The organism is Shimazuella kribbensis DSM 45090, assembly GCF_000428065.1.
In the GTDB taxonomy this organism is placed as follows: Bacteria; Bacillota; Bacilli; order Thermoactinomycetales; family Thermoactinomycetaceae; genus Shimazuella; species Shimazuella kribbensis.
Genome location: NZ_KE386621.1, coordinates 140,448 through 159,812 on the forward strand (window position 1 = coordinate 140,448; position 19,365 = coordinate 159,812).

19 protein-coding genes are annotated in these 19,365 nt (G+C 37.9%); 12 read left to right on the forward strand and 7 right to left on the reverse strand.

The window, feature by feature from the left end; genetic code table 11:
- Window positions 1–151: 151 nt before the first annotated feature.
- The 3 genes from A3GQ_RS0122425 to A3GQ_RS0122440 all read right to left on the reverse strand — a co-directional run bounded on the left by A3GQ_RS0122425 (window position 152) and on the right by A3GQ_RS0122440 (window position 3,426).
- Window positions 152–1,273, reverse strand: a complete 1,122-nt coding sequence (locus A3GQ_RS0122425) for an RNA-guided endonuclease InsQ/TnpB family protein (RefSeq protein WP_028778908.1) — start codon at window positions 1,271–1,273, stop codon at window positions 152–154.
- A 315-nt stretch (window positions 1,274–1,588) separates the two neighbouring features.
- Complete coding sequence (locus A3GQ_RS0122435; protein WP_028778909.1) at window positions 1,589–2,365, reverse strand: TIGR03943 family putative permease subunit; 777 nt, start codon at window positions 2,363–2,365, stop codon at window positions 1,589–1,591.
- Window positions 2,366–2,379: 14 nt separating this feature from the next.
- Window positions 2,380–3,426 (reverse strand): permease, encoded by a 1,047-nt coding sequence (locus tag A3GQ_RS0122440; protein ID WP_028778910.1) that lies wholly within the window; start codon window positions 3,424–3,426, stop codon window positions 2,380–2,382.
- Between the two features lie 325 nt (window positions 3,427–3,751).
- On the opposite strand from A3GQ_RS0122440, the gene A3GQ_RS0122445 reads away from it, so the two are divergent.
- The 3 genes from A3GQ_RS0122445 to A3GQ_RS0122455 all read left to right on the forward strand — a co-directional run bounded on the left by A3GQ_RS0122445 (window position 3,752) and on the right by A3GQ_RS0122455 (window position 6,445).
- Complete coding sequence (locus A3GQ_RS0122445) at window positions 3,752–4,705, forward strand: metal ABC transporter substrate-binding protein (RefSeq protein ID WP_051272286.1); 954 nt, start codon at window positions 3,752–3,754, stop codon at window positions 4,703–4,705.
- A gap of 240 nt (window positions 4,706–4,945) precedes the next feature.
- Complete coding sequence (locus tag A3GQ_RS0122450) at window positions 4,946–5,173, forward strand: hypothetical protein (RefSeq protein ID WP_028778912.1); 228 nt, start codon at window positions 4,946–4,948, stop codon at window positions 5,171–5,173.
- Window positions 5,174–5,623: 450 nt separating this feature from the next.
- The gene (locus A3GQ_RS0122455) at window positions 5,624–6,445 is read left to right on the forward strand and encodes a transporter substrate-binding domain-containing protein (protein WP_028778913.1); all 822 of its coding nucleotides are present in this window, start codon (window positions 5,624–5,626) and stop codon (window positions 6,443–6,445) included.
- Window positions 6,446–6,504: 59 nt separating this feature from the next.
- On the opposite strand, the gene A3GQ_RS0122460 is transcribed toward A3GQ_RS0122455, so the two are convergent.
- The 3 genes from A3GQ_RS0122460 to A3GQ_RS0122475 form a co-directional block, all read right to left on the reverse strand.
- Complete coding sequence (locus A3GQ_RS0122460; RefSeq protein ID WP_028778914.1) at window positions 6,505–6,942, reverse strand: AAA family ATPase; 438 nt, start codon at window positions 6,940–6,942, stop codon at window positions 6,505–6,507.
- 8 nt (window positions 6,943–6,950) lie between these two features.
- On the reverse strand, window positions 6,951–7,688 hold the full coding sequence (locus tag A3GQ_RS0122465; protein WP_028778915.1) for a tRNA(His) guanylyltransferase Thg1 family protein: 738 nt from the start codon (window positions 7,686–7,688) through the stop codon (window positions 6,951–6,953).
- Between the two features lie 365 nt (window positions 7,689–8,053).
- A complete protein-coding gene (locus A3GQ_RS0122475) occupies window positions 8,054–8,509 on the reverse strand; it encodes a GNAT family N-acetyltransferase (RefSeq protein ID WP_028778917.1) in 456 nt (151 codons plus the stop codon).
- A gap of 265 nt (window positions 8,510–8,774) precedes the next feature.
- Here A3GQ_RS0122475 and xth point away from each other — a divergent pair, with 265 nt between their 5' ends.
- The 3 genes from xth (at window position 8,775) to thpR (ending at window position 11,359) form a co-directional block, all read left to right on the forward strand.
- The gene (gene xth, locus A3GQ_RS0122480) at window positions 8,775–9,533 is read left to right on the forward strand and encodes an exodeoxyribonuclease III (RefSeq protein WP_028778918.1); all 759 of its coding nucleotides are present in this window, start codon (window positions 8,775–8,777) and stop codon (window positions 9,531–9,533) included.
- 622 nt (window positions 9,534–10,155) lie between these two features.
- Window positions 10,156–10,635 (forward strand): hypothetical protein, encoded by a 480-nt coding sequence (locus A3GQ_RS0122490; protein ID WP_169818332.1) that lies wholly within the window; start codon window positions 10,156–10,158, stop codon window positions 10,633–10,635.
- A 133-nt stretch (window positions 10,636–10,768) separates the two neighbouring features.
- Window positions 10,769–11,359 (forward strand): RNA 2',3'-cyclic phosphodiesterase, encoded by a 591-nt coding sequence (thpR, locus tag A3GQ_RS0122495; RefSeq protein ID WP_028778920.1) that lies wholly within the window; start codon window positions 10,769–10,771, stop codon window positions 11,357–11,359.
- A 19-nt stretch (window positions 11,360–11,378) separates the two neighbouring features.
- Here thpR and A3GQ_RS25415 read toward each other — a convergent pair whose 3' ends face one another.
- Window positions 11,379–12,320: an alpha/beta hydrolase gene (locus tag A3GQ_RS25415; protein ID WP_037465924.1), complete on the reverse strand. Its 942-nt coding sequence runs from the start codon at window positions 12,318–12,320 to the stop codon at window positions 11,379–11,381.
- Window positions 12,321–12,682: 362 nt separating this feature from the next.
- On the opposite strand from A3GQ_RS25415, the gene A3GQ_RS0122505 reads away from it, so the two are divergent.
- The 6 genes from A3GQ_RS0122505 to A3GQ_RS0122535 all read left to right on the forward strand — a co-directional run bounded on the left by A3GQ_RS0122505 (window position 12,683) and on the right by A3GQ_RS0122535 (window position 19,363).
- Window positions 12,683–13,459, forward strand: a complete 777-nt coding sequence (locus A3GQ_RS0122505) for a divergent polysaccharide deacetylase family protein (protein ID WP_037465925.1) — start codon at window positions 12,683–12,685, stop codon at window positions 13,457–13,459.
- 349 nt (window positions 13,460–13,808) lie between these two features.
- Window positions 13,809–15,422: a peptide ABC transporter substrate-binding protein gene (locus A3GQ_RS0122515; RefSeq protein WP_028778923.1), complete on the forward strand. Its 1,614-nt coding sequence runs from the start codon at window positions 13,809–13,811 to the stop codon at window positions 15,420–15,422.
- Between the two features lie 76 nt (window positions 15,423–15,498).
- The gene (locus A3GQ_RS0122520) at window positions 15,499–16,428 is read left to right on the forward strand and encodes an ABC transporter permease (protein ID WP_028778924.1); all 930 of its coding nucleotides are present in this window, start codon (window positions 15,499–15,501) and stop codon (window positions 16,426–16,428) included.
- 7 nt (window positions 16,429–16,435) lie between these two features.
- Window positions 16,436–17,359, forward strand: a complete 924-nt coding sequence (locus A3GQ_RS0122525) for an ABC transporter permease (protein ID WP_028778925.1) — start codon at window positions 16,436–16,438, stop codon at window positions 17,357–17,359.
- Between the two features lie 13 nt (window positions 17,360–17,372).
- Window positions 17,373–18,395, forward strand: a complete 1,023-nt coding sequence (locus tag A3GQ_RS0122530; RefSeq protein ID WP_028778926.1) for an ABC transporter ATP-binding protein — start codon at window positions 17,373–17,375, stop codon at window positions 18,393–18,395.
- The gene (locus tag A3GQ_RS0122535; protein WP_028778927.1) at window positions 18,392–19,363 is read left to right on the forward strand and encodes an ABC transporter ATP-binding protein; all 972 of its coding nucleotides are present in this window, start codon (window positions 18,392–18,394) and stop codon (window positions 19,361–19,363) included. The genes A3GQ_RS0122530 and A3GQ_RS0122535 overlap by 4 nt, the downstream gene beginning before the upstream one ends.
- The last annotated feature ends 2 nt before the right edge of the window (window positions 19,364–19,365 follow it).

Genomic DNA, 19,365 nt, shown 5'->3' on the forward strand with positions numbered 1-19,365 from the left:
AAATGGACAATCGCGTCAACAACCCACCACCTACGCTGACGCTAAGAGGTGGGGGCTTGTATCTGTCCAGTCATGCGAGCGATTCTGAGAATCTCTGACCTTAGCGTGACGATACATCCGGGCAGGCTGACAGCTACCCATCCAACATCAGTCATGCTGATGTTGTCACTGCAACAAGGTACTCCATTCCCTTTCGATGCAGATTCATCGCTCCGATCCGATCATCATTGGAGATATACCCACAAGTTTTGCAGTGGAAGATATGTTTTTTCTTGTTTCTGTTCGCCTTTTCTGTGTGTCCACACTTTGGACAGGTCTGAGAGGTATAGGCAGGGTCCACAGCAATCACGGTAGATTGATTCCTTTTCGCTTTATACTCGATCATCTGGCGAAGTTGGTAGAACGCCCAACCCACGGTGTACCAGCGATCACGCTTACGAACCTTCTCTGTAGCAGATCGAATGCCCTCTAATTCTTCCAGCACGATCAAACTATTTTTACCTGCGTGCTCCACGAGTGCCTTAGAGACTTGATGATTGACATCTGTCATCCAACGGTTTTCTCGTGAGCCAATAGCCCTTAATCGTCTTCGCGCAGAAGGCGTTTGTTTTTGTTGAAGTGACTTTCTCACTCGTTTGTATTGTCCACGTTTGTCCTTTCTATGACGACCCTTAAAGAAAGTGGTCGTATCTTGGGAGTTAAAAGTAACAGCCAAGAAATTAAGACCTACGTCTACTCCGAGGATATTTTTCACTTCCTTCAGATCGGCATCAGGGATCTCTTTGGTCATGGGAATATGTAAGAAGTATTTCTGTTTCTTATATACTAGCTTAGCTGTTCCGAATCTCCATGTTCCGTCAAAAAAATGTTCCATTCCTTTCGTCTCGTAAGGGATTTGAACTCGACCTTCTAATGTATTAACAGAAAAGATTTTATTGGGTCGAATGGAATAATCTCGATTAAATACGAGATCGTATTCCGGTTTTTTAAACCGGACTAGTGACCAGTTATGATCGTTGGATTTAGCTGATTTGTATTTCGCAATGACAGCAATCGCAATACTTTGGGACATTTGAGAGCGAAGAGAATAGTGAGAGCGAAGCGTTTCGTATGTCATGTTGATCAGTTTGGCTCTCGTTAGAACTTTACTTTGATACACTTGTTCCGATACAAAGTTACATCCTACTTTGACAGCTTGTAATGTTTCTAACAAAAGTTTCTTTTGCTCCTCATTTGGAGAAATTTTCACTTTTGCTGTAATCGTCAGTTCCACTTTTTCACCTCCATTTCTTCAGTAATTTTCATTATATTATAGTTTTGATGAAATATACTGTCAATAATAATCTGAATATAAGAGGTATCAAGAAGACAGAGGAAAAGAGTGTTGCTTTGAGCATCCCATAAGGAGATACCGAACAATGCCACCATTCCTCCCCGACCTATAGAGGATCGGGGTATCCTGTCGGTCAAAGTGATGAAATTCAACCAAGTAGGATGGATGCAAAACAAAAGCCTAGATGATTCAAGTATGCTATACAAAAAAAGTCGACCGTATATTTTGGTCGACTTTTCATATGGCTATCGGATTCTAGTACAGTTTTTGATATACATAAGAATCTTTTAGCGCAGGAACCCTCTTATATTGTTCGATTTTCAATCCTGGAACTTCCCCTGTCTCCCGTTTCTTCATCTCGAATGTACCATCGATTTGATACCATTGATCTTTTTGAAATACTTTTGGTCGCTTTGTCTCCACAAAGAATCCGACGACTCCGGCATCAGCTACACAGCAAGCCATGGATAATCGGGCAATGACAAACTGATTCTCTTCAAAACCTTCTTCCCGATAAACAAAACCGACCATACGAACTTTCTTCCCTTTGAAATCTTCGGGGTACATTGCCAATACATTTGTAACGTCGATAAAGTTTTCCTTTGTCAAAATAATCGTAGGCAGTTTTTTAAATTCAGCGGCTTGTTTTTTATATGGAGCTTCCCAATCCTCTTCTTGCAATTGTGTAGCATCCATGTCTTTTTTTGTCTTTTTGTCTACCTGAGCAGGAGGGATATACGTATATACTTTTTGATCAGCTAAGTTGGCATCTGATGGTTTGCTTGGGAAAAGAACAAAGAAAAAAATAGGTAAACTGATCATAATATAACCCCAGATGCCAATGGGATGCATCGCTTTATGGCGTATATTTTTCATTTGAATGATCCCTAGTATGATGAGAGCTGCAAAACCAAAAATACTAAAATATTGGATACGTGGATGAATAAAGTAATTTAGTTGTCTTGATAGAATCAGATAAGTTAATAAGATGGCTAAGGAAAACAAGATACATACACGTAATATTGCTGCCATAAATAACTCCTTTCTTATAGAACCAAGGCAATCGAAACGATCGTCAATAAAGTTGTTGCTCCCCAAAAAAACCAAATGATTGAAGCTCGAAAACTACCAACCATCATTAATATGTTTTTTAAGTCCATCATCGGCCCATACACAAGAAAAGCAAAAAGCGGTGCTGTCCCGACTACATTTCGGAAGGAGGCAGCAATGAATGCATCAGATGAAGAGCAAATCGAGAGTCCAAATGCAAATGCCATCATCAATAGTATGGCAACCCATTCATGCGAAGAAAGGGATTGTATGATTGAAAATCCTATGAATGTTTGAAAGCAGGCCGCTAAAAAAGCCCCTAGCACAAAAAATTTGCCCATGTTGATAAATTCAAAAATTGAATGGTACAAAGCATGATTCGTTTTTTCTTTCCAACTAGGAGAATGATGATGATTTTCATCAGTACATTCGCAGCAGTTTGAGCTGGTGTGATTACTGGTGAGGACATTGTCATGTAAGATCTGGCTCTTTCGAAAGAAGAGATAAAATAAGATCCCCATGGTGATGGCAATGCCAGCTCCAAATAAGATGCGGGTACTTGTTATTTTCCAGTCACCGCCAAAGGCAAGATAGGTGGAAAGAATGGTTACTGGATTAATGATAGGAGCAGCTAATAAAAAAGTAAAAGCGGTGTAAACAGGTAACTTTTTTTCGATCAATCGTTTGGTGATTGGAACAATTCCACATTCACAAATCGGTAATGCAAACCCAAGTAAAATAGCGGCAGGAATGGACAGAATAGGATTACGCGGAACCCATTTCCAAATCCAATTTTCATTGATAAATGCGTGGATAAAACTAGAAATAAAAACACCAATTAAGATAAAAGGCAGTCCTTCTAAAAAAATACTTAGGAAAATGGTAGAAAGGATCTGCAGCTTTCCATTTTCTGTGAAAGTAAATAAAAATCGAAGGTCGAAATCGGACGACAAGTAAGTACTAGAATTAAAGAAAAGAAGAATACTCATAAAAACGAACAAAAGCAAAATCTCTACATAAAAACTTCTTAAAAAACGAAGCATGTTTTTCCTCCACTTATCTTTTGACCATAATCATGTTATTTGGTATAAGTTTTGAATCGTTCTCATCTTGTTACTTATTATATTCTTATATCGTAATTATTCTATTTTGTCTATAGAAAATTGGACATTTTTACATATTCGACATTCTATTTACTAATATTTGAAATAATAACTTTCTATCGTAACTCGCGTTATATATCGGATAAAATATATAATAATATATTATAAAGAAATAAAAATAGACAAAAAATATACACAACGCTATAATGAAAAAAAGAAATGTAAATAATAATAATTACGATTTGTAGAAAGGTGCGTTCCCATTTTGAAAAAATCGTTTCTATTTAGTTTTATTGTTACCCTTCTTATCGCTATGACAGGATGTTCTACTACAAACTCTGCACCATCCCATAAGTCAAATGTATCTAATTCGGAGAATCTAGTTGTATATGCTAGTTTTTATCCATTGGCTTTTTTTGCTCATGAAATAGGTGGCAACAAAGTAGAGGTGCATACAATTACACCAGTTGGGGCAGAGACTCATGATTATGAACCTACTCCAAAAGAAATGGTACAAATCAATCAGGCTGATTTGCTTATTTATAATGGAGCAGGTTTGGAAGGTTGGGTAGAAAAGATAAAAAATAATGTAGATCCACAAAAAACAGGTGTTATCGAAACAACAAAAAATCTTACTCTACATTCTAAGAAGCAAGAGAAGGAAAATCACCATGATCATGAAGAAGATCATACACATGAAACAGATCCTCATGTATGGTTGGATCCACTATTGGCAAAGAAACAAGCAGAAAATATAAAAAATGCCCTTGTTCAAAAAGATCCTTCTCATAAATCGATTTATGAAAACAATTTCGATCAATTAGCAAAACGATTTGATCAGTTGGACCAATCTTACAAAAAGGAGCTTTCTCAACTAAAGAAAAGAGATGTGATCACTTCGCATGCTGCTTATGGATACCTCACAACTAGATATGGACTCAATCAAGTCGCAATTTCTGGGCTTTCAGCAGATCAACAACCAAGTCCCAAAAAACTAAAAGAGATTATACAACTCGCTCGTCAAAAACATATTTCTTATATCTTTTTTGAAAAACTAGTACAACCGAAAGTAGCCTCTATTGTGACAGATGAAATTCACGCGGTACCGCTAGTTCTTGATCCACTCGAAGGATTGACACCTGAAGAGATAAAAAAGGGAGAAGATTACTTTACGATTTCGATGCGTAACCTGCAAAATTTAAAGACTGCTTTAAAATAGATGTTTCATTCACAAATAGAAAAGAGAACCCTCATTTGAAGATGGTTCTCTTTTCTATTCCTTTTCGGATACATATCCGTTTTTGAAATTTATTTTGATGGACTTTTTGCTATAGAAAAAGGAACCGATTTGTAGTAGATAATGGTTCATTTTCTATAGCAAAAAGGAGGATTAATCATCTTTTCGTATTTCAAATGTTTTCGTATAATGGAGTTAACAACAATCCTATGAGGGGTAGACATGTCTGGAATTCACTTCAACGGTCCGATCGAGATCGAGGGTCGCAATCGCGGCGAGATCCATGGCGAGGTCGTCATCGGTCGCCGGATCGACTATGGTGGCAAGATCCATGGCGAACCGATCGAGATCAAGGGTCCCAAGGATGACCAGATCCATGGCGAACCGATCGAGATCAAGGGTCTCAAGGATGACCAGATCCATGGCGAACTGATCGTTCTCGACCGCTGAGTCAAGTGATAAGGTCAATGGCGAATCCGTCGAGCGACGCGTTATCGATGACGACTACGCCACGGGCGCTTCTTCTACGATGGCGTTGTCATCAAGGAAGGACATTGCTTCTGGCGCTGGCGCCGATGCTGCTGAACGTTGCCGAGGACACCTATGACTGCCATGATGTAGTCGCTTGCATTGTTGTTGGGCTTCTTGACAGTTACACCGTCAAGTAAGTCCACAGAATATCAATTATCATAATATTAAAATAAATATAATTGTTGGGTTATAAGAAGTTCAAAAGTGTACATATACAAAAAAACGAATTTATTTATTTAATAAAAAAATAAGAAATAAGAAAAGAACTATTAAAATTAATAATTAGATTGATATATTAATTATTTATATTTAAAATATATATCAATTAACACTTTTCATTCTACTAACTGATAAAAAGGAGAGAGTGATTTGCGCCAACGTTTACTGATCTTCGTAACTTGTTTTGCATTGTTAGTAACAGGATTTCTATCAGGTCTATTTTTGAATCAAGAAGGAAATGCTGGATCTTATCTCAATCCCGAAAAGTCCCGGTTGGATTTGATTGTCAAACAAGGTAAAATTCGTGTCGGTACAACAGGAGACTATAAGCCATTTACCTACTGGAATCCTGAAACGAAGCAATACGAGGGTTATGATATTGATGCAGCAAAACAATTAGCCAAAGATTTAGGGGTGGAAGTAGAATTTGTAAAAACTACTTGGCCTACCCTAATGGCAGATTTAGAAAGTAATAAATTTGATATTGCCATGGGTGGAATAACAAGAACATTGGTACGCCAAAAAACCGCTCATCTCTCTGCTCCTTATATCAAAGATGGAAAATCCCCACTAATCCGTAAAGCAGATAAAGATCGATTCAAAAGTTTAGCAGATATTGATCAACCTGGTGTAAAAATCGGAGTTAATCCTGGTGGTACAAATGAAAAGTTTGTACGCGCGAATATCAAAAAAGCAGAGATTATACTTATTCAGAATAATTTAGAAATTCCTAAAAAGGTAGCCGCAGGTGAAGTAGATGTAATGATTACAGACTCTACGGAAGCTCGTTATTACGCAGCACAAGACGAGCGGTTACTTAGTATCATGACTGAGAACCCATTTGATCTACATGAAAAAGGATATTTGTTAAATCAAGGAGACCTAGATTTTCAAAACTGGATTGATTTCTGGATGGATGATATGAAATTGCATGGGAAGTTTCAAGAATTAGAGAAAAAGTGGATCTCTTAAAACATCTATCAACCAGCTGTAGAGGAAATAACTAAGAAAAAAAGAGTACTCCAATGCAACTAGGAGTACTCTTTTATTTGGAAATTGGAGTGATCTAATGAAATTTGATAAAGCTGATCAAATCCTTCCGTATAACAAGGACCTTCCCATCTTTTACTTGTACTTTTGATCGCGATAAGAGGAACCTGTTCGGACTTTTCTCTTGCTAGATTTCGTGTTACAGCTCCTTCAAAATCGGGTGAAAAGAAGTAACCGATCACTTGGAAATCATGTTGTTTTAATTTTGGTATGTATCTCATCCGATCTTCTTTAGTGGGATTGGTATTATCCACAACAAAAGGCTGTTTGGTTTGAAGACAGGCTTCGATGAGAAAGTTTTCTCGGTGCCTTGTTTTTAGCATATCGAGATTGATGCGGATATGGGTTCGGAAAAAATGTTCTTTGTAGAAGGTGGATTTTCCAGATCCTTGTATCCCCATGAAAATAATCCCTTGCATGTGAACACCTACTTATTGCTTGTGCGCAGATATTGTTCGATATAGTTGCGATCATCAGAGAATATAGGAATCTCTTTATCCACGATCCATCGATTCCTTTTCACATTATCTTTGAGATAAGATTGTTTTGTTATACATACTCCTCGTTTTTGCCATGTTGGTAGGTTATTCCAATCGATATTTTTTTCTACAACTAATTTTTCTTCCATTTCTTTTACGCTAAGTCGGTGCAATTGCTTTGCCGAAAAGTGACTTTGAGCAACCATCGATACGCTGTTTTTACTTGCATCCATTTGTCTCCATAAAAAATAATTTGCTACTTCTTCAGGAGGTAAAATCCATGCTCGACAATCAAAGATGGCAAGTTTTTGCTCTGGCAACTCTTTGTGGAATACTTCATTAAACTTAGCTGTTGTGAGTGAAGCAGCGACAGAAACTATTTTTTGTAAATTATTATCAAACCAAGCTTCTGTGGTTAGTTTGTCATTATTGGTGAGTAAAATGGACAGCTCGTCACTTTGATGGTAGATAAGCTTACATCCCATCAGTTCACTTGCTAGATATTTTGCAGTTTCCCAAAAAGCTTGTACAAGTCGTTCATCAAATGGTTTGTGAAGATTTCTAGTATAACTATGAAAATGACAACCGTCGATGCGCAACAAAACAGGTAAGCGTTTTGGCAAATAACTCCTGTATGCAAATTCATATGTCTTCATTCTAGTCCCAAACTCGTCGCTTTTTTTCATATCTTATTCACTTTCTGTATTTTTTAATTTATTAAAAATAGTATATTGGAAAACAAATTTAAATGAAACGATACATTATTTCTTTGATCAAAGTGATAAAAAAATGGAAATGATGACGATGGATGTATTTCCATTGTTAGAAAAGCTAGAAAGTCCTGATAGAGAAGTACAGTACGAATCTGGAGGTAGAGGAAGATGGGCTGGTCTTTTGAGATTGGACCTATCAAAGGTTCTCTTGTTTTTTCCTTCTGTTGAAAGAAAATTTTCACTGCACAATGGATAAGAGGTGGAATTATTCTCCTTGGCATATACTGCAATATTTACATTGATTTTCTTCCAGTAGTTCCTAATTTTAAACTTTTTTTTTATTTTGTTCGCTTTTCGTATACCTTTAGTGAGCTACCACTAATGCCGTATGCTTCTGATGTATGAGTCCAGTCATATTTTTCGTAATAACCTTCTAGATCAGTAGTTAAATAAAATTTTCTGTATCCTTTTTTGTAAGCCTCTTGTGTAGCATGTTCAAGAAGGTGGGAACCAATTTTTTTTCCTCTATGTTCTGGACTAACATATAAACAAGCAAGCCAAGGGAACAGATCTTGACGACTGTTGAGATCGTTTCTGATTAATGCATATGTACCAATGATTGTTTGGTTTAACAGGGCAATATAAAATCTAGGAATTTCTTCTGTAGTTTGGCACGAATGTAGCATACAATCTTGATAAAATTTGTAGTTTTGTTCGTTTCCCCATTGTTTCCAGAATGCATGAACAGCTTCGTTAAATAAATCTTTTCTTTGACTCAATTCCATTATCTCCAGCATTTTCTTCCTCCTTATCTTTGTCCTGTAATTTTTCAATTGTAATGTTCATCATCAATACCACCTGTTCAATTGATCTTGGATTAAAGTAGTGGTGTTCGTATATTCATTCTATAGATGTTGTCGAGGAGGGACAAGACCAGTTCAAATAACCTACAGTGGTATAGAGACAAGAAAATATTAGAATATATATTCGTAGAAAATGCTTCAAGCTGATAAAATACAATTGTTAGTTCTTATATCAGTGTAATAGAGGAGATAAAATATGAAGTTAGTATCGTGGAATGTAAATGGATTTCGTGCGGTATGCAATAAAGGGAATTTTCAAAATTATTTTCATGAGGTAGATGCAGATATTTTTTGTCTGCAAGAAACAAAACTCCAAGAGGGACAAATGGATTTTGATTTAGAAGGGTATCATTCATACTGGAATTTTGCAGAAAAGAAAGGATACTCTGGTACTGCTATTTTTACGAAAGAAGAGCCGATTGCAGTTACATATGGATTAGATATCGAAAAATATGACCAAGAAGGTAGAGTCATCACCATGGTATTTGAAAACTTTAATTTGGTAACGGTATATACGCCAAATTCCAAGCGAGTCTTGACGAGATTGGATTATCGCATGGAATGGGAAGATGCCTTTTTGGATTATATTAAAAGGCTAGATGTACATAAACCTGTGATCTTTTGTGGGGATCTCAATGTTGCCCATCAGGAAATTGATTTGAAAAATCCAAAGACCAATCGAAAAAGCGCAGGGTTTTCGGATCAAGAAAGAGAGAAGTTTAGTGCTCTGTTAGAGGAAGGATTTGTGGATACCTATCGTTATCTCTATCCTGATCAAGAAGATGCTTATTCTTGGTGGTCCTATCTAGGGAAGGCACGAGAGAAAAATTCAGGTTGGCGCCTTGATTATTTTGTTGTGTCCGAACGTCTCCAAAATCAAATCAAAGAAGCGAAAATCTCCAATCATATCATGGGATCTGATCATTGTCCGATTGAATTGGAGATAAATATTTGACACTCCACATGGCTGAAGCCATGGGATTCTTGGGACGGTAGTCTAATGACTACTTTTTTACCAAGCTAGCCCCGTGAGCCCTACGGTTGAAAAAAGTTTTTGTTGCTACGTCATAGATTAGACATACTGCTTGGTTTTCGCATTTCAGTCTAGCCATTTTTTGGTACGCATAGCATTTTACGTGCAAAACGATTGGTTTGCTGGGCCCTATATCCTATCCAGTTTTGAAAGAGCAACTAACGGATAGTTTAACAGGGGAATATACGTTTGTAAAGATGTTTTCTGAAAAATTTGTCAGACTTGTGGGAGGAAAAAACCTCCCTCGTCTAACGCTCGCTATCATCCCACGATTAAAACCGTGTTTTCCCACTCGCGAGACTATAATGAAGTACATTTTGATTCATTTTAGATAAAATCACATTCTTGGGAATGGTAGGATATGGGTAAATAATTGCCATTAGCAACAAATGTAGATGAGAAAAAAGAAGCTTAGCTTTGGGCCGATTGATCCAAATGATGGAGAAAGTAAACTAAAATCAAAGGGGGGTTTTATAGTGAATGATTCAAAAGGAATACATCCTTTATCTTTACTTTGTTATAATCAAATCAGGAACAAAAATAATTGGCGATTGGAGAGATGATGAGCACGAGCACGAGTCGTCCCTACTGGTGGATCAGCAAGTACACGCTGATTGCGCTTCACAATCTTGAGGCCGCATATCTTCAGCCGAAGCTTGCTCATTCGTTTCAGCAGGCGTTGCGAGAAGTCCAGGGCAAGCTTCACGTCCATGAGCGATCCGAGCACCTTCCGGGTCCGGATCAGATCGAGTTCTTCGATCGTCTTCGGAAGCTGGTAGAGGCTGCTGAAGCTGGCAATGTTCGTGCTGCACAGCATTGGATCAACGCACTTCGCCTCCGCTTCCAAGCGGATGCAATGATCAAGAACGTGCTGGACGAACGAGAAGCTTATAGTCGGCCTGTTGGTGAAGCGAAGCGGTTGGCGGACCTGATCTATCAGGAGTTTGGGACATCAGCAGAGCGTGTCGATCTCCTGGAAATTGCCGGAATCTTCGAGCGAAAGGCGACGGAGATTTCAAGCTGAACCTGAGGTTCGGCAATGTGGGGCGGTTTACTTCAAAAGAGTAGACCGCCCCGCGTGTGTTTCTTATCCTTTTTATTCTAATAGTTCATCGTAAAAACGGAATAATACTCATACACAAAAAAGAGGAATGGCGGTGAGTAAAACGAAAGAAAAAAACGAACACCGACTTTTTGTTGCGATCCGTCTGCCTCGGCATTTAAAAGCGCAACTAGGTCGATGGATCCAATTCAAACGGAGTAAATGGGCTTTCAAAAAATGGATACATCCACAAGATATTCATATCACCCTTCATTTTCTTGGGAGTACGTCAGAAGAGAAGCAGGAAGAGATCGTTTCTGTTTTGACAGAGCAATGTAAAAATCAAGATGTTTTTTCTTTGTCGTTAGAGGGGCTTGGCGTATTTGGCAGGGAGATTCAACCCAATATTTTGTGGGCGGGAGTTCGTGGCGAAAAGCAGAAGCTTCATCAACTTCAAGGTAAGGTGACTGCTTCACTAGAAACGGTTGGTTTCTCATTAGAAAGCCGTCCTTATCATCCGCATGTAACATTGGCACGAAAATATAAAGAAAATGGATTTATACTTCCGGTTGATGAGAATCCTTGGGAAGCGATGAATCATACATGGAGCGTAAAGGATATGGTGTTATATAAATCTATCCTAGGTAATGAACCGATGTATCATGAGGTTGCTGTTTTTCCATTTTTTAATGAAAAGCCCTGCTAAGTAAAGACAGGGCTTTTGTTTATACGACTTTTGCACTCTCATTGCTGTGGAGTACCTCTTGAAGGAAGGAACCTACTTGTTCTTCATATTGTTCTCTATTGCGCCTGTAGGCATCGCTATGTCCAGCTCCTTCCACAATCCAAAGTCGTTTCAAACCTTTTTGTTTTGCTTCATATAATTTCTGACTCATATAAGTGGGAATAAATCGATCGCGGTTGCCGTGTATAAATAAGATGGGAAGGTCACTTTGTGCTACTGCTGCGATCGGACGGACATCAGATAAGTTGAATCGAGCAAATAGTTTAACAAAAAAATTGATGGTATAGAAAAAAATAAAAGTTGGGGCTTTATAAAGATATTTGATTTGATATCGAATCAATTCACCTAGATCAGAATAAGGACAGTCTGCAATGACAAATTTGGCATGTTGGTTGATGTGCAAGTACTCTAATGCTGTACCTCCTCCTAAGGAGATGCCATGAAGACCGATAAGAGCATCTGCCCCTAATCGTTCTCGTATCCATTCTATCCAACTGTCTACATCGTATTTTTCATAATAGCCATAACTCGTATATTTTCCTTCACTTTCTCCATGTGCCCGTTGGTCTATTGCTAGTAGGTTGAAGCCTTGTTTGATATATAGGTCGGTAAATTGCATAGACATAGGGTAAGCCCTAGTGTAACCATGGAGTAAGATCATTACTTTTTTAGAGTGTGGATTGGTTTCAATATAGTAGCTGTGTAGTTTGAGTCCATCCTTATTGTTTATCACTATCTCTTCTTTGTGTAACTCATCAAATTTTGTACGTGTATATAGTCCCCTTTTTTCTACTACTTGAAAACATTCTTCTGTTGTTAGTTTCTTTTTTTGAGTGATATTTCGGTAGCCCCATACCGATATACTGTAAATGGACAAGGAGATAATCAAAAACAAGGTAACAAGTACCCACAACCAAACCATCTATTTGCCTCCCCTATATCAGAACATTCAAAACCGTATTAAAAAATGCTTTTATACTAATATTAAATATATAATTACAATAAATATCAAGGTTGAATTCGTTATAATTATAAAAAATTTAGGATAAGTCATTGTAAAGTGAATAATATGTATTTGTTGTTTCTTTACATTTCATGTTATCAACTTCTGGCGGATGATAATTGGTAAAAATTATATTAATTCCAAAATAATTGTATGGGCGATATTTTTTATTCTTTAATAGATATAAATAAATGTTTACATGATAGAAATGAATCGAGGATAAAGAAAAGGGAAGTTGCAAAAGCTGAAACAAATAAATAAAGACGCAAAGGAAAATGTGTATGAAGCGCTTTACGAATTTGTCACTAGCTGTTGCTCTGCTTTTTGTAGTCTGCGTGGGGAGTAAAACCCAAGTGAACGCTGAGATTCCAAAACGAGTAAGCATTATTATTGATGATATGGGGAATGGATTGAAAGGTACAGAAGAAATCTTTTCTATACATGCGCCGTTGACTGTAGCGATCATGCCTTTGCTGCGCACTTCAAAACAAGATGCACTTCGGGCGGAAAAAGCTGGTTTCGAAGTCCTGCTCCATTTGCCTATGGAGTTCTTTCATGGAAAAAAAGAGTGGTTGGGACCTGGAGCAATAACGACAGATATGTCAACAGAGGAGATTAAAAAACAAGTACGAATGGACCTCGACAGTGTACCGGGTGCAAAAGGAATAAACAACCATATGGGATCGAAAGCTACATCAGATGAAAAGGTAATGAGGGCAGTGATGGAGGTGGTAAAAGAGAGGCATCTTTTTTTTGTAGACAGTGCAACGAGTTCAGATTCCAAAGTTAGTAAAGTTGCGAAAGAAATGGGTGTACCGTTTACCAAACGAGATATTTTTCTAGACAACCAAAATAGCAGAAAAGCAATAGAAAGACAGTTAAATCGTTTGCTTAATGAAGGGATAGGGAAAGGAAAGAGTATAGGAATTGGTCATGTTGGTTTACAAGGGATGAATACTTCACAAGCGATTATTTCCTTTCTTCCAAAAATAAAAAAAGCAGGGGTAGAGGTTGTACCAGTATCAAGGATGGTTGTCAAAAAAGAAAAAAGAGATTAAAATCAAACCGATCTCTTTTGATGAGAAATTATTTGATTTTATTATTATTTTATTAGTGATAAAGTATCTAGTAACAGGTGAGATAATATTCGCGAAAATATTTTCTGCTTTTGATTATTTTTTAAAGCGCTTTCATTGGCTTGATTGGATCAATTAGAATGAGGGTCATACAAGAATGTATTAGTTTCCCAAAAGATTACAGTTTACAGAAGTATTATCTTTATTTTAAAATAACAACTAGGGTTTTAATATATTTATGAATGACCATTCATTCAGAATATTTTAGGGTTTAAGGCCATTTGGTCTAGACTATATATTCCAGCAGTATTAATTTCGAGGAGGATAAAGGATGAGCAGGAAAAAATGGTCTATTTTTACAGCCATTATTTTGGTTCTTAGTTTGGTTATATCCGCTTGTGGATTTGGCGGTGGTACAGAGGATGCTTCCAAAGATACATTGGTGCTAACGGATAAAAACGAACCACCGAACTTAGATAGTGCTAAGTCAACCGACCAAGTATCTTTTCAAATTTTGACCAATGCTCTAGAAGGATTAATGAGACTTGATAAAGATCAAAAACCAGTACCAGGAATCGCAGCAAGCTATGAATTGAGTGCAGATAAATTAACTTATACTTTTAAACTACGTGACGCAAAATGGAGCGATGGAAAAGCTGTTACTGCTCATGATTTTGAGTATGGTTGGAAACGTGCACTAGATCCAAAGACCGCTTCTGAGTACGCTTACATCCTTGAACCTGTTAAAAATGCAATGGAATATAATGCAGGTAAAGCAAAGCCAGAAGATGTTGGTATAAAAGCGCTAGATGAGAAAACACTTCAAGTTACATTAAAAGCGCCTTCACCCTATTTCTTGCAATTGACAGCATTTTCAACCTTTATGCCTCAACGTAAAGATATTGTAGAAAAGTTCGGCGCTAAATTTGCATTAGAAGCACAAAACATGGTATACAATGGTCCGTTTTCGATCGATAAGTGGGAGCACGGAGTAAGCATCCACATGGTCAAAAACGATAATTATTGGGATAACAAAAATGTAAAACTAACAAAAGCAGAAGTTAAGTTCTTAAAAGAAGAATCTACTAAAGTAAACTTATATAAAACAAACAAAATTGATTTCACAGAGATTACGAAGGATTTTGCAGATGCATTTAAATCCAGCTCAGAAAGATTTGTTTTAAAAGAATCTTCTGCTTGGTACTTAGAGTTTAACCAAAGAGAAGGTATCTTCAAAAACAAAAAACTTCGTCAGGCTATCGAATTGGCAATTGATAAGAAAACACTAACAGATCAAGTAATAAAAACTGGATCTGTTCCAGCAGGATCTCTTGTGCCACTTGATATTCAAGCCAACACGAATCAGAAATTCCGTGAGGTTTCAAAAGACGAAGTAAAATATGATCCTACTCAAGCGAAGAAACTTTGGCTAGATGGATTAAAAGAAGAGGGGATCAGCCCCTCTGAAAAGATTGATCTGCTTGGAGATGACACCACGAGTGCAAAAGACCAAATGCAGTTTATCGCAGATCAATTGCATAAAAATCTTGGTGTTCAAGTAACCGTTTCTCCAGTTACCTTTAAAGAACGCCTCCAACGTGGGAAAGATGGCAACTTCCAAATCCTCTTTTCTGGCTGGGGAGCAGACTACAATGATGCAATGTCTCACCTAGATATCTTTACCACCGGTCAAAGTTATAACCGTGGTAAATGGAGTAATACAGAGTATGATGCTTTGATTAAAAAATCGAAAGACAATCCAAACTTCGAAGAGCGTGTACAAGACCTAATCAAAGCTGAGAAGATTTTGATCGATGAACAAGGGATTGCTCCACTTTACTACCGTACTCGATTAAGCCTCTTAAAACCTTATGTGAAAGGCGCAATTTGGAACACAACTTGGGGCTTCTGGGACTTTAAAGATGCATATCTTGACGGTAAGTAAAAGCTGACCTAATAAGGTATATGTCATTAGGCATATACCTTATATTTTTATGACTGTGGGAGAGGAGTGATTTTTCTTGTTACGATATACATTAAAACGATTCGGTCTTATGCTTCTTACTCTGTTTATCATTGTTACAGTGACTTTTTTTCTTGTTCGAATGTTACCAGGTACACCTCTTGCGAATGAAGAAAAGTTGCCGGCAGAGATTCGAGAACAAATTTTGGAACAGTATGGGCTTAAGGAGCCTTTATCTATACAATACGTCAAATTTATGGGGAACTTAGTTCAAGGCGATCTGGGGATGTCCTTAAGTCAGAATGGACGATCCGTAAATGAATTGCTTAGCGATCGAATTGGCCCATCAGCATTTATTGGTTTCCAAGGGATTATCTTTGGTCTTGTTGTTGGGTTGTTGTTGGGAATTATCGCTGCATTAAGAAGAGGTACATGGATAGATAATGTAGCATCTGCGACAGCTGTGTTTGGGGTTTCCATTCCAAATTTTGTTCTTGCAGGCTTACTATCGTATTGGATTGGTGTTAAGTTTGAATTATTGCCTCCAGCGCTTTGGGGAGGATACGAATACACGATTTTGCCATCTTTAGCTTTATCTGTTTATGTTATTGCACAGGTTTCTCGATATATTCGTACAGAAATGGTAGAGGTACTAGAGCAAGACTATATTCGGACTGCAAAAGCGAAGGGATTATCTTGGAGTAAGATAATCACTGGCCATGCTTTGCGAAATGCAATGATACCAGCCGTTACCATATTGGGGCCGTTAACCGTCAATATTTTGACAGGTTCTCTCGTGGTGGAAAATATTTTTGGTATTCCTGGTATTGGAAATCTATTTGTAGACTCCATTATGGTGAATGATTATACAACTGTTTTAGGTACAACAATTTTCTACAGTGTATTGTTTTTATCCGTTACCTTTATTGTCGATGTATTATATGGCGTTATTGATCCCCGCATTCGGGTTTCAGGTGCAAAGGAGTGATTGGGATATGAATACACCAAAAAAATGGGAAAAAAACTGGTTTGAACCCCTTGCCCTTTCCGAAAAAAATAGCGAAGTCTTAGCGCCACAAAAGGGTTATTGGAAAGATGCTTGGATACGATTTAAAAGCAATAAGGGAGCCCTTATTGGGTTAATACTGATTGTCTTATTGTTGTTAATTGCTTTTATAGGGCCTTTATTTAATGAGCATAACTATCACTCTCAAAATTTAACGATAACGAACCAAGAGAGTTCAGGAGATCATTATTTGGGTACGGATAGTTTGGGTCGAGATCTGTGGCAACGAGTTTGGTATGGGGCCAAAGTTTCGTTATTAATTGCTTTCATTGCTGCTTTTCTTGATGTCGTTATTGGAGTTACATTTGGTGGGATTTCTGGTTATTTTGGAGGTCGAGTGGATGCGATCATGCAACGCATTTTAGAGATTATGTATTCGATTCCAAATTTAGTAATTATCATTTTGTTAATGATGTACTTAGAACCAGGGGTTCTTCCTATCGCTGTCGCTCTATCTTTTACAGGTTGGGTACCAATGGCAAGGATAGTAAGGGCACAGATTTTAAAATTAAAAACGCAAGAATACGTATTAGCAGCCCGTACAATGGGTGCTAGTCATTATCGTATACTCTTTAAACATTTGATTCCCAATGTTATGGGCCCAATTATTATTGCAGTGACATTTTCGATTCCATCTGCCATTTTCTTTGAAGCTTTTCTAAGTTTTATTGGACTTGGACTTCGCCCGCCATCAGCAAGTTTGGGGATTTTGGTGAGTGATGGATACCGAACGCTGCAACTGTTCCCGTTTCAATTGTTTTGGCCTGCTTTAGTGTTATGTATTATCATGTTGTCCTTTAACTTGATTGGAGATGGCATGAGAGATGCGCTAGATCCAAAAATGAAAAAGTAAGGAGGGAGTAAGGATGAAACCAATATTGGAAGTGTCTGACCTTCATGTTTCCTTTCGTTCTCAAGATACAGAAGTAAAAGCGATACGTGGTGTTGATTTTACAGTTGGAGAAGGGGAAGTAGTTGCATTTGTTGGGGAGTCAGGTAGCGGAAAGAGTGTTACCTTTCAAACAGTTATGCGTCTTATTCCACAACCGCCAGCAAAGATAGATAAAGGTAAAGTTCTTTATGGTGGCCGTGATTTAACAAAGTTATCAGAAATAGAGATGCAAAAAATTCGTGGAAAAGAAATTGCAATGATATTCCAAGATCCAATGACTTCTTTAAATCCAACCATTCGCATAGGGAATCAAATTTCAGAGAGTTTGATCAAGCACCAAAAGTTATCGGCTAAAGAAGCGAAGGAACGAGCAATTGAATTACTAAAAATTGTTGGTATTCCTAGCCCTTCTGAACGTGTAGAACAGTTTCCTCATCAATTTAGTGGTGGGATGCGACAACGAGCAATGATTGCAATGGCTCTTGCATGTTCACCTAAACTCTTGATCGCGGATGAGCCTACAACTGCTTTGGATGTTACGATTCAAGCGCAGATCATTGATCTGTTAAAAAATCTTCAAACCAAAACAGGATCTTCGATTGTATTTATTACCCACGATTTAGGAGTAGTGGCAGAAATTGCAGATCGAGTTGCTGTCATGTATGCGGGGAAAATAGTAGAGTCTGGGACATTGGATGAAATTTTCTACAATCCACAGCATCCGTATACGTGGGGATTACTGCAATCTATGCCAAAATTGGATCAGAATAGAGATCAAGAATTGGCTTCGATTCCTGGTTCATGCCCTAGTCTAGTAAATCCGCCTGCTGGTTGTCCGTTTACAGGTAGATGTCCGCATGCGATGAAAATTTGCCAAGAAGAAATGCCAGAAGTGACTAAATCGTCCAGTTCGCACCAAGTTGCTTGTTGGTTACAGCATCCAAATGCACCAGAAGTGAAAAGTCCGATAGAGCCTGAGAGGAGGTGGGTAGATTGACTGAGCCAATTTTAAAGGTAAAAGGGTTAGAAAAACATTTTCAATTGGATCGAAACAGAGTTTTAAAAGCGGTTGATGGTATTTCGTTTGAAGTGATGCCAGGAGAAACCTTTGGATTAGTGGGAGAATCCGGTTGTGGAAAATCTACCGCTGGGCGAACCATTATTAATCTTTATGATGCAACGAATGGGGAAGTTCTCTTTGAAGGCAAAAATATTCATAAGTTGCGAGGGAAAAATCAAAAGAAATTTCGCCGTGATATGCAAATGATTTTCCAAGATCCCTATGCATCTCTAAATCCTCGCAAAACAGTGATGGATATTATTGCAGAAGGACTGGATATTCATGAGCTTTCTAATGGTAAATCAAGACAAGAAATTGTCTGTGAATTGCTGGAGACGGTTGGATTAAACAAAAGTCATGCTACTCGTTACCCACACGAATTTAGCGGTGGTCAGAGACAAAGGATTGGAATCGCGCGAGCACTTGCGATGGAACCGAAGTTCATTATTGCCGATGAACCCATTTCAGCCCTTGACGTTTCTGTTCAAGCTCAAGTGGTCAATTTGATGAGAAAGTTGCAAAAAGAAAAAGGGTTAACCTATCTTTTTATTGCTCATGATCTTTCCATGGTTAAATATATCAGTGATCGAGTTGGTGTGATGTATTTGGGGAAAATGGCGGAATTAGCAGACAGTGATGCTCTGTATAGTGAGCCGCTTCATCCCTATACACAAGGGTTATTGTCTACTGCGCCGATCCCTGATCCGATACAGGCGAAAGAAAGAGAGAAGATCCGGATCAAAGGGGAAATCCCTTCTCCTTTAAATCCACCTAGTGGATGTCGTTTTCGGACACGTTGTCCACATGCCATGTCCGTTTGTGCACAAGTGGAACCGATTTGGCAAGAAGCAAAACCAAATCACTGGGTGGCATGCCACTTATATTCTAATTCAAATCCTCAGTAACT

Bases quoted from the DNA above. Each gene is read 5' to 3' on its own strand.
- A3GQ_RS0122435 (WP_028778909.1), bottom strand. From the start codon at position 2,365: ATGGCAGCAATATTACGTGTATGTATCTTGTTTTCCTTAGCCATCTTA.
- A3GQ_RS0122440 (WP_028778910.1), bottom strand. From the start codon at position 3,426: ATGCTTCGTTTTTTAAGAAGTTTTTATGTAGAGATTTTGCTTTTGTTC.
- A3GQ_RS0122450 (WP_028778912.1), top strand. From the start codon at position 4,946: ATGTCTGGAATTCACTTCAACGGTCCGATCGAGATCGAGGGTCGCAAT.
- A3GQ_RS0122460 (WP_028778914.1), bottom strand. From the start codon at position 6,942: ATGCAAGGGATTATTTTCATGGGGATACAAGGATCTGGAAAATCCACC.
- A3GQ_RS0122465 (WP_028778915.1), bottom strand. From the start codon at position 7,688: ATGAAAAAAAGCGACGAGTTTGGGACTAGAATGAAGACATATGAATTT.
- xth (WP_028778918.1), top strand. From the start codon at position 8,775: ATGAAGTTAGTATCGTGGAATGTAAATGGATTTCGTGCGGTATGCAAT.
- A3GQ_RS25415 (WP_037465924.1), bottom strand. From the start codon at position 12,320: ATGGTTTGGTTGTGGGTACTTGTTACCTTGTTTTTGATTATCTCCTTG.
- A3GQ_RS0122505 (WP_037465925.1), top strand. From the start codon at position 12,683: ATGAAGCGCTTTACGAATTTGTCACTAGCTGTTGCTCTGCTTTTTGTA.
- A3GQ_RS0122515 (WP_028778923.1), top strand. From the start codon at position 13,809: ATGAGCAGGAAAAAATGGTCTATTTTTACAGCCATTATTTTGGTTCTT.
- A3GQ_RS0122525 (WP_028778925.1), top strand. From the start codon at position 16,436: ATGAATACACCAAAAAAATGGGAAAAAAACTGGTTTGAACCCCTTGCC.
- A3GQ_RS0122530 (WP_028778926.1), top strand. From the start codon at position 17,373: ATGAAACCAATATTGGAAGTGTCTGACCTTCATGTTTCCTTTCGTTCT.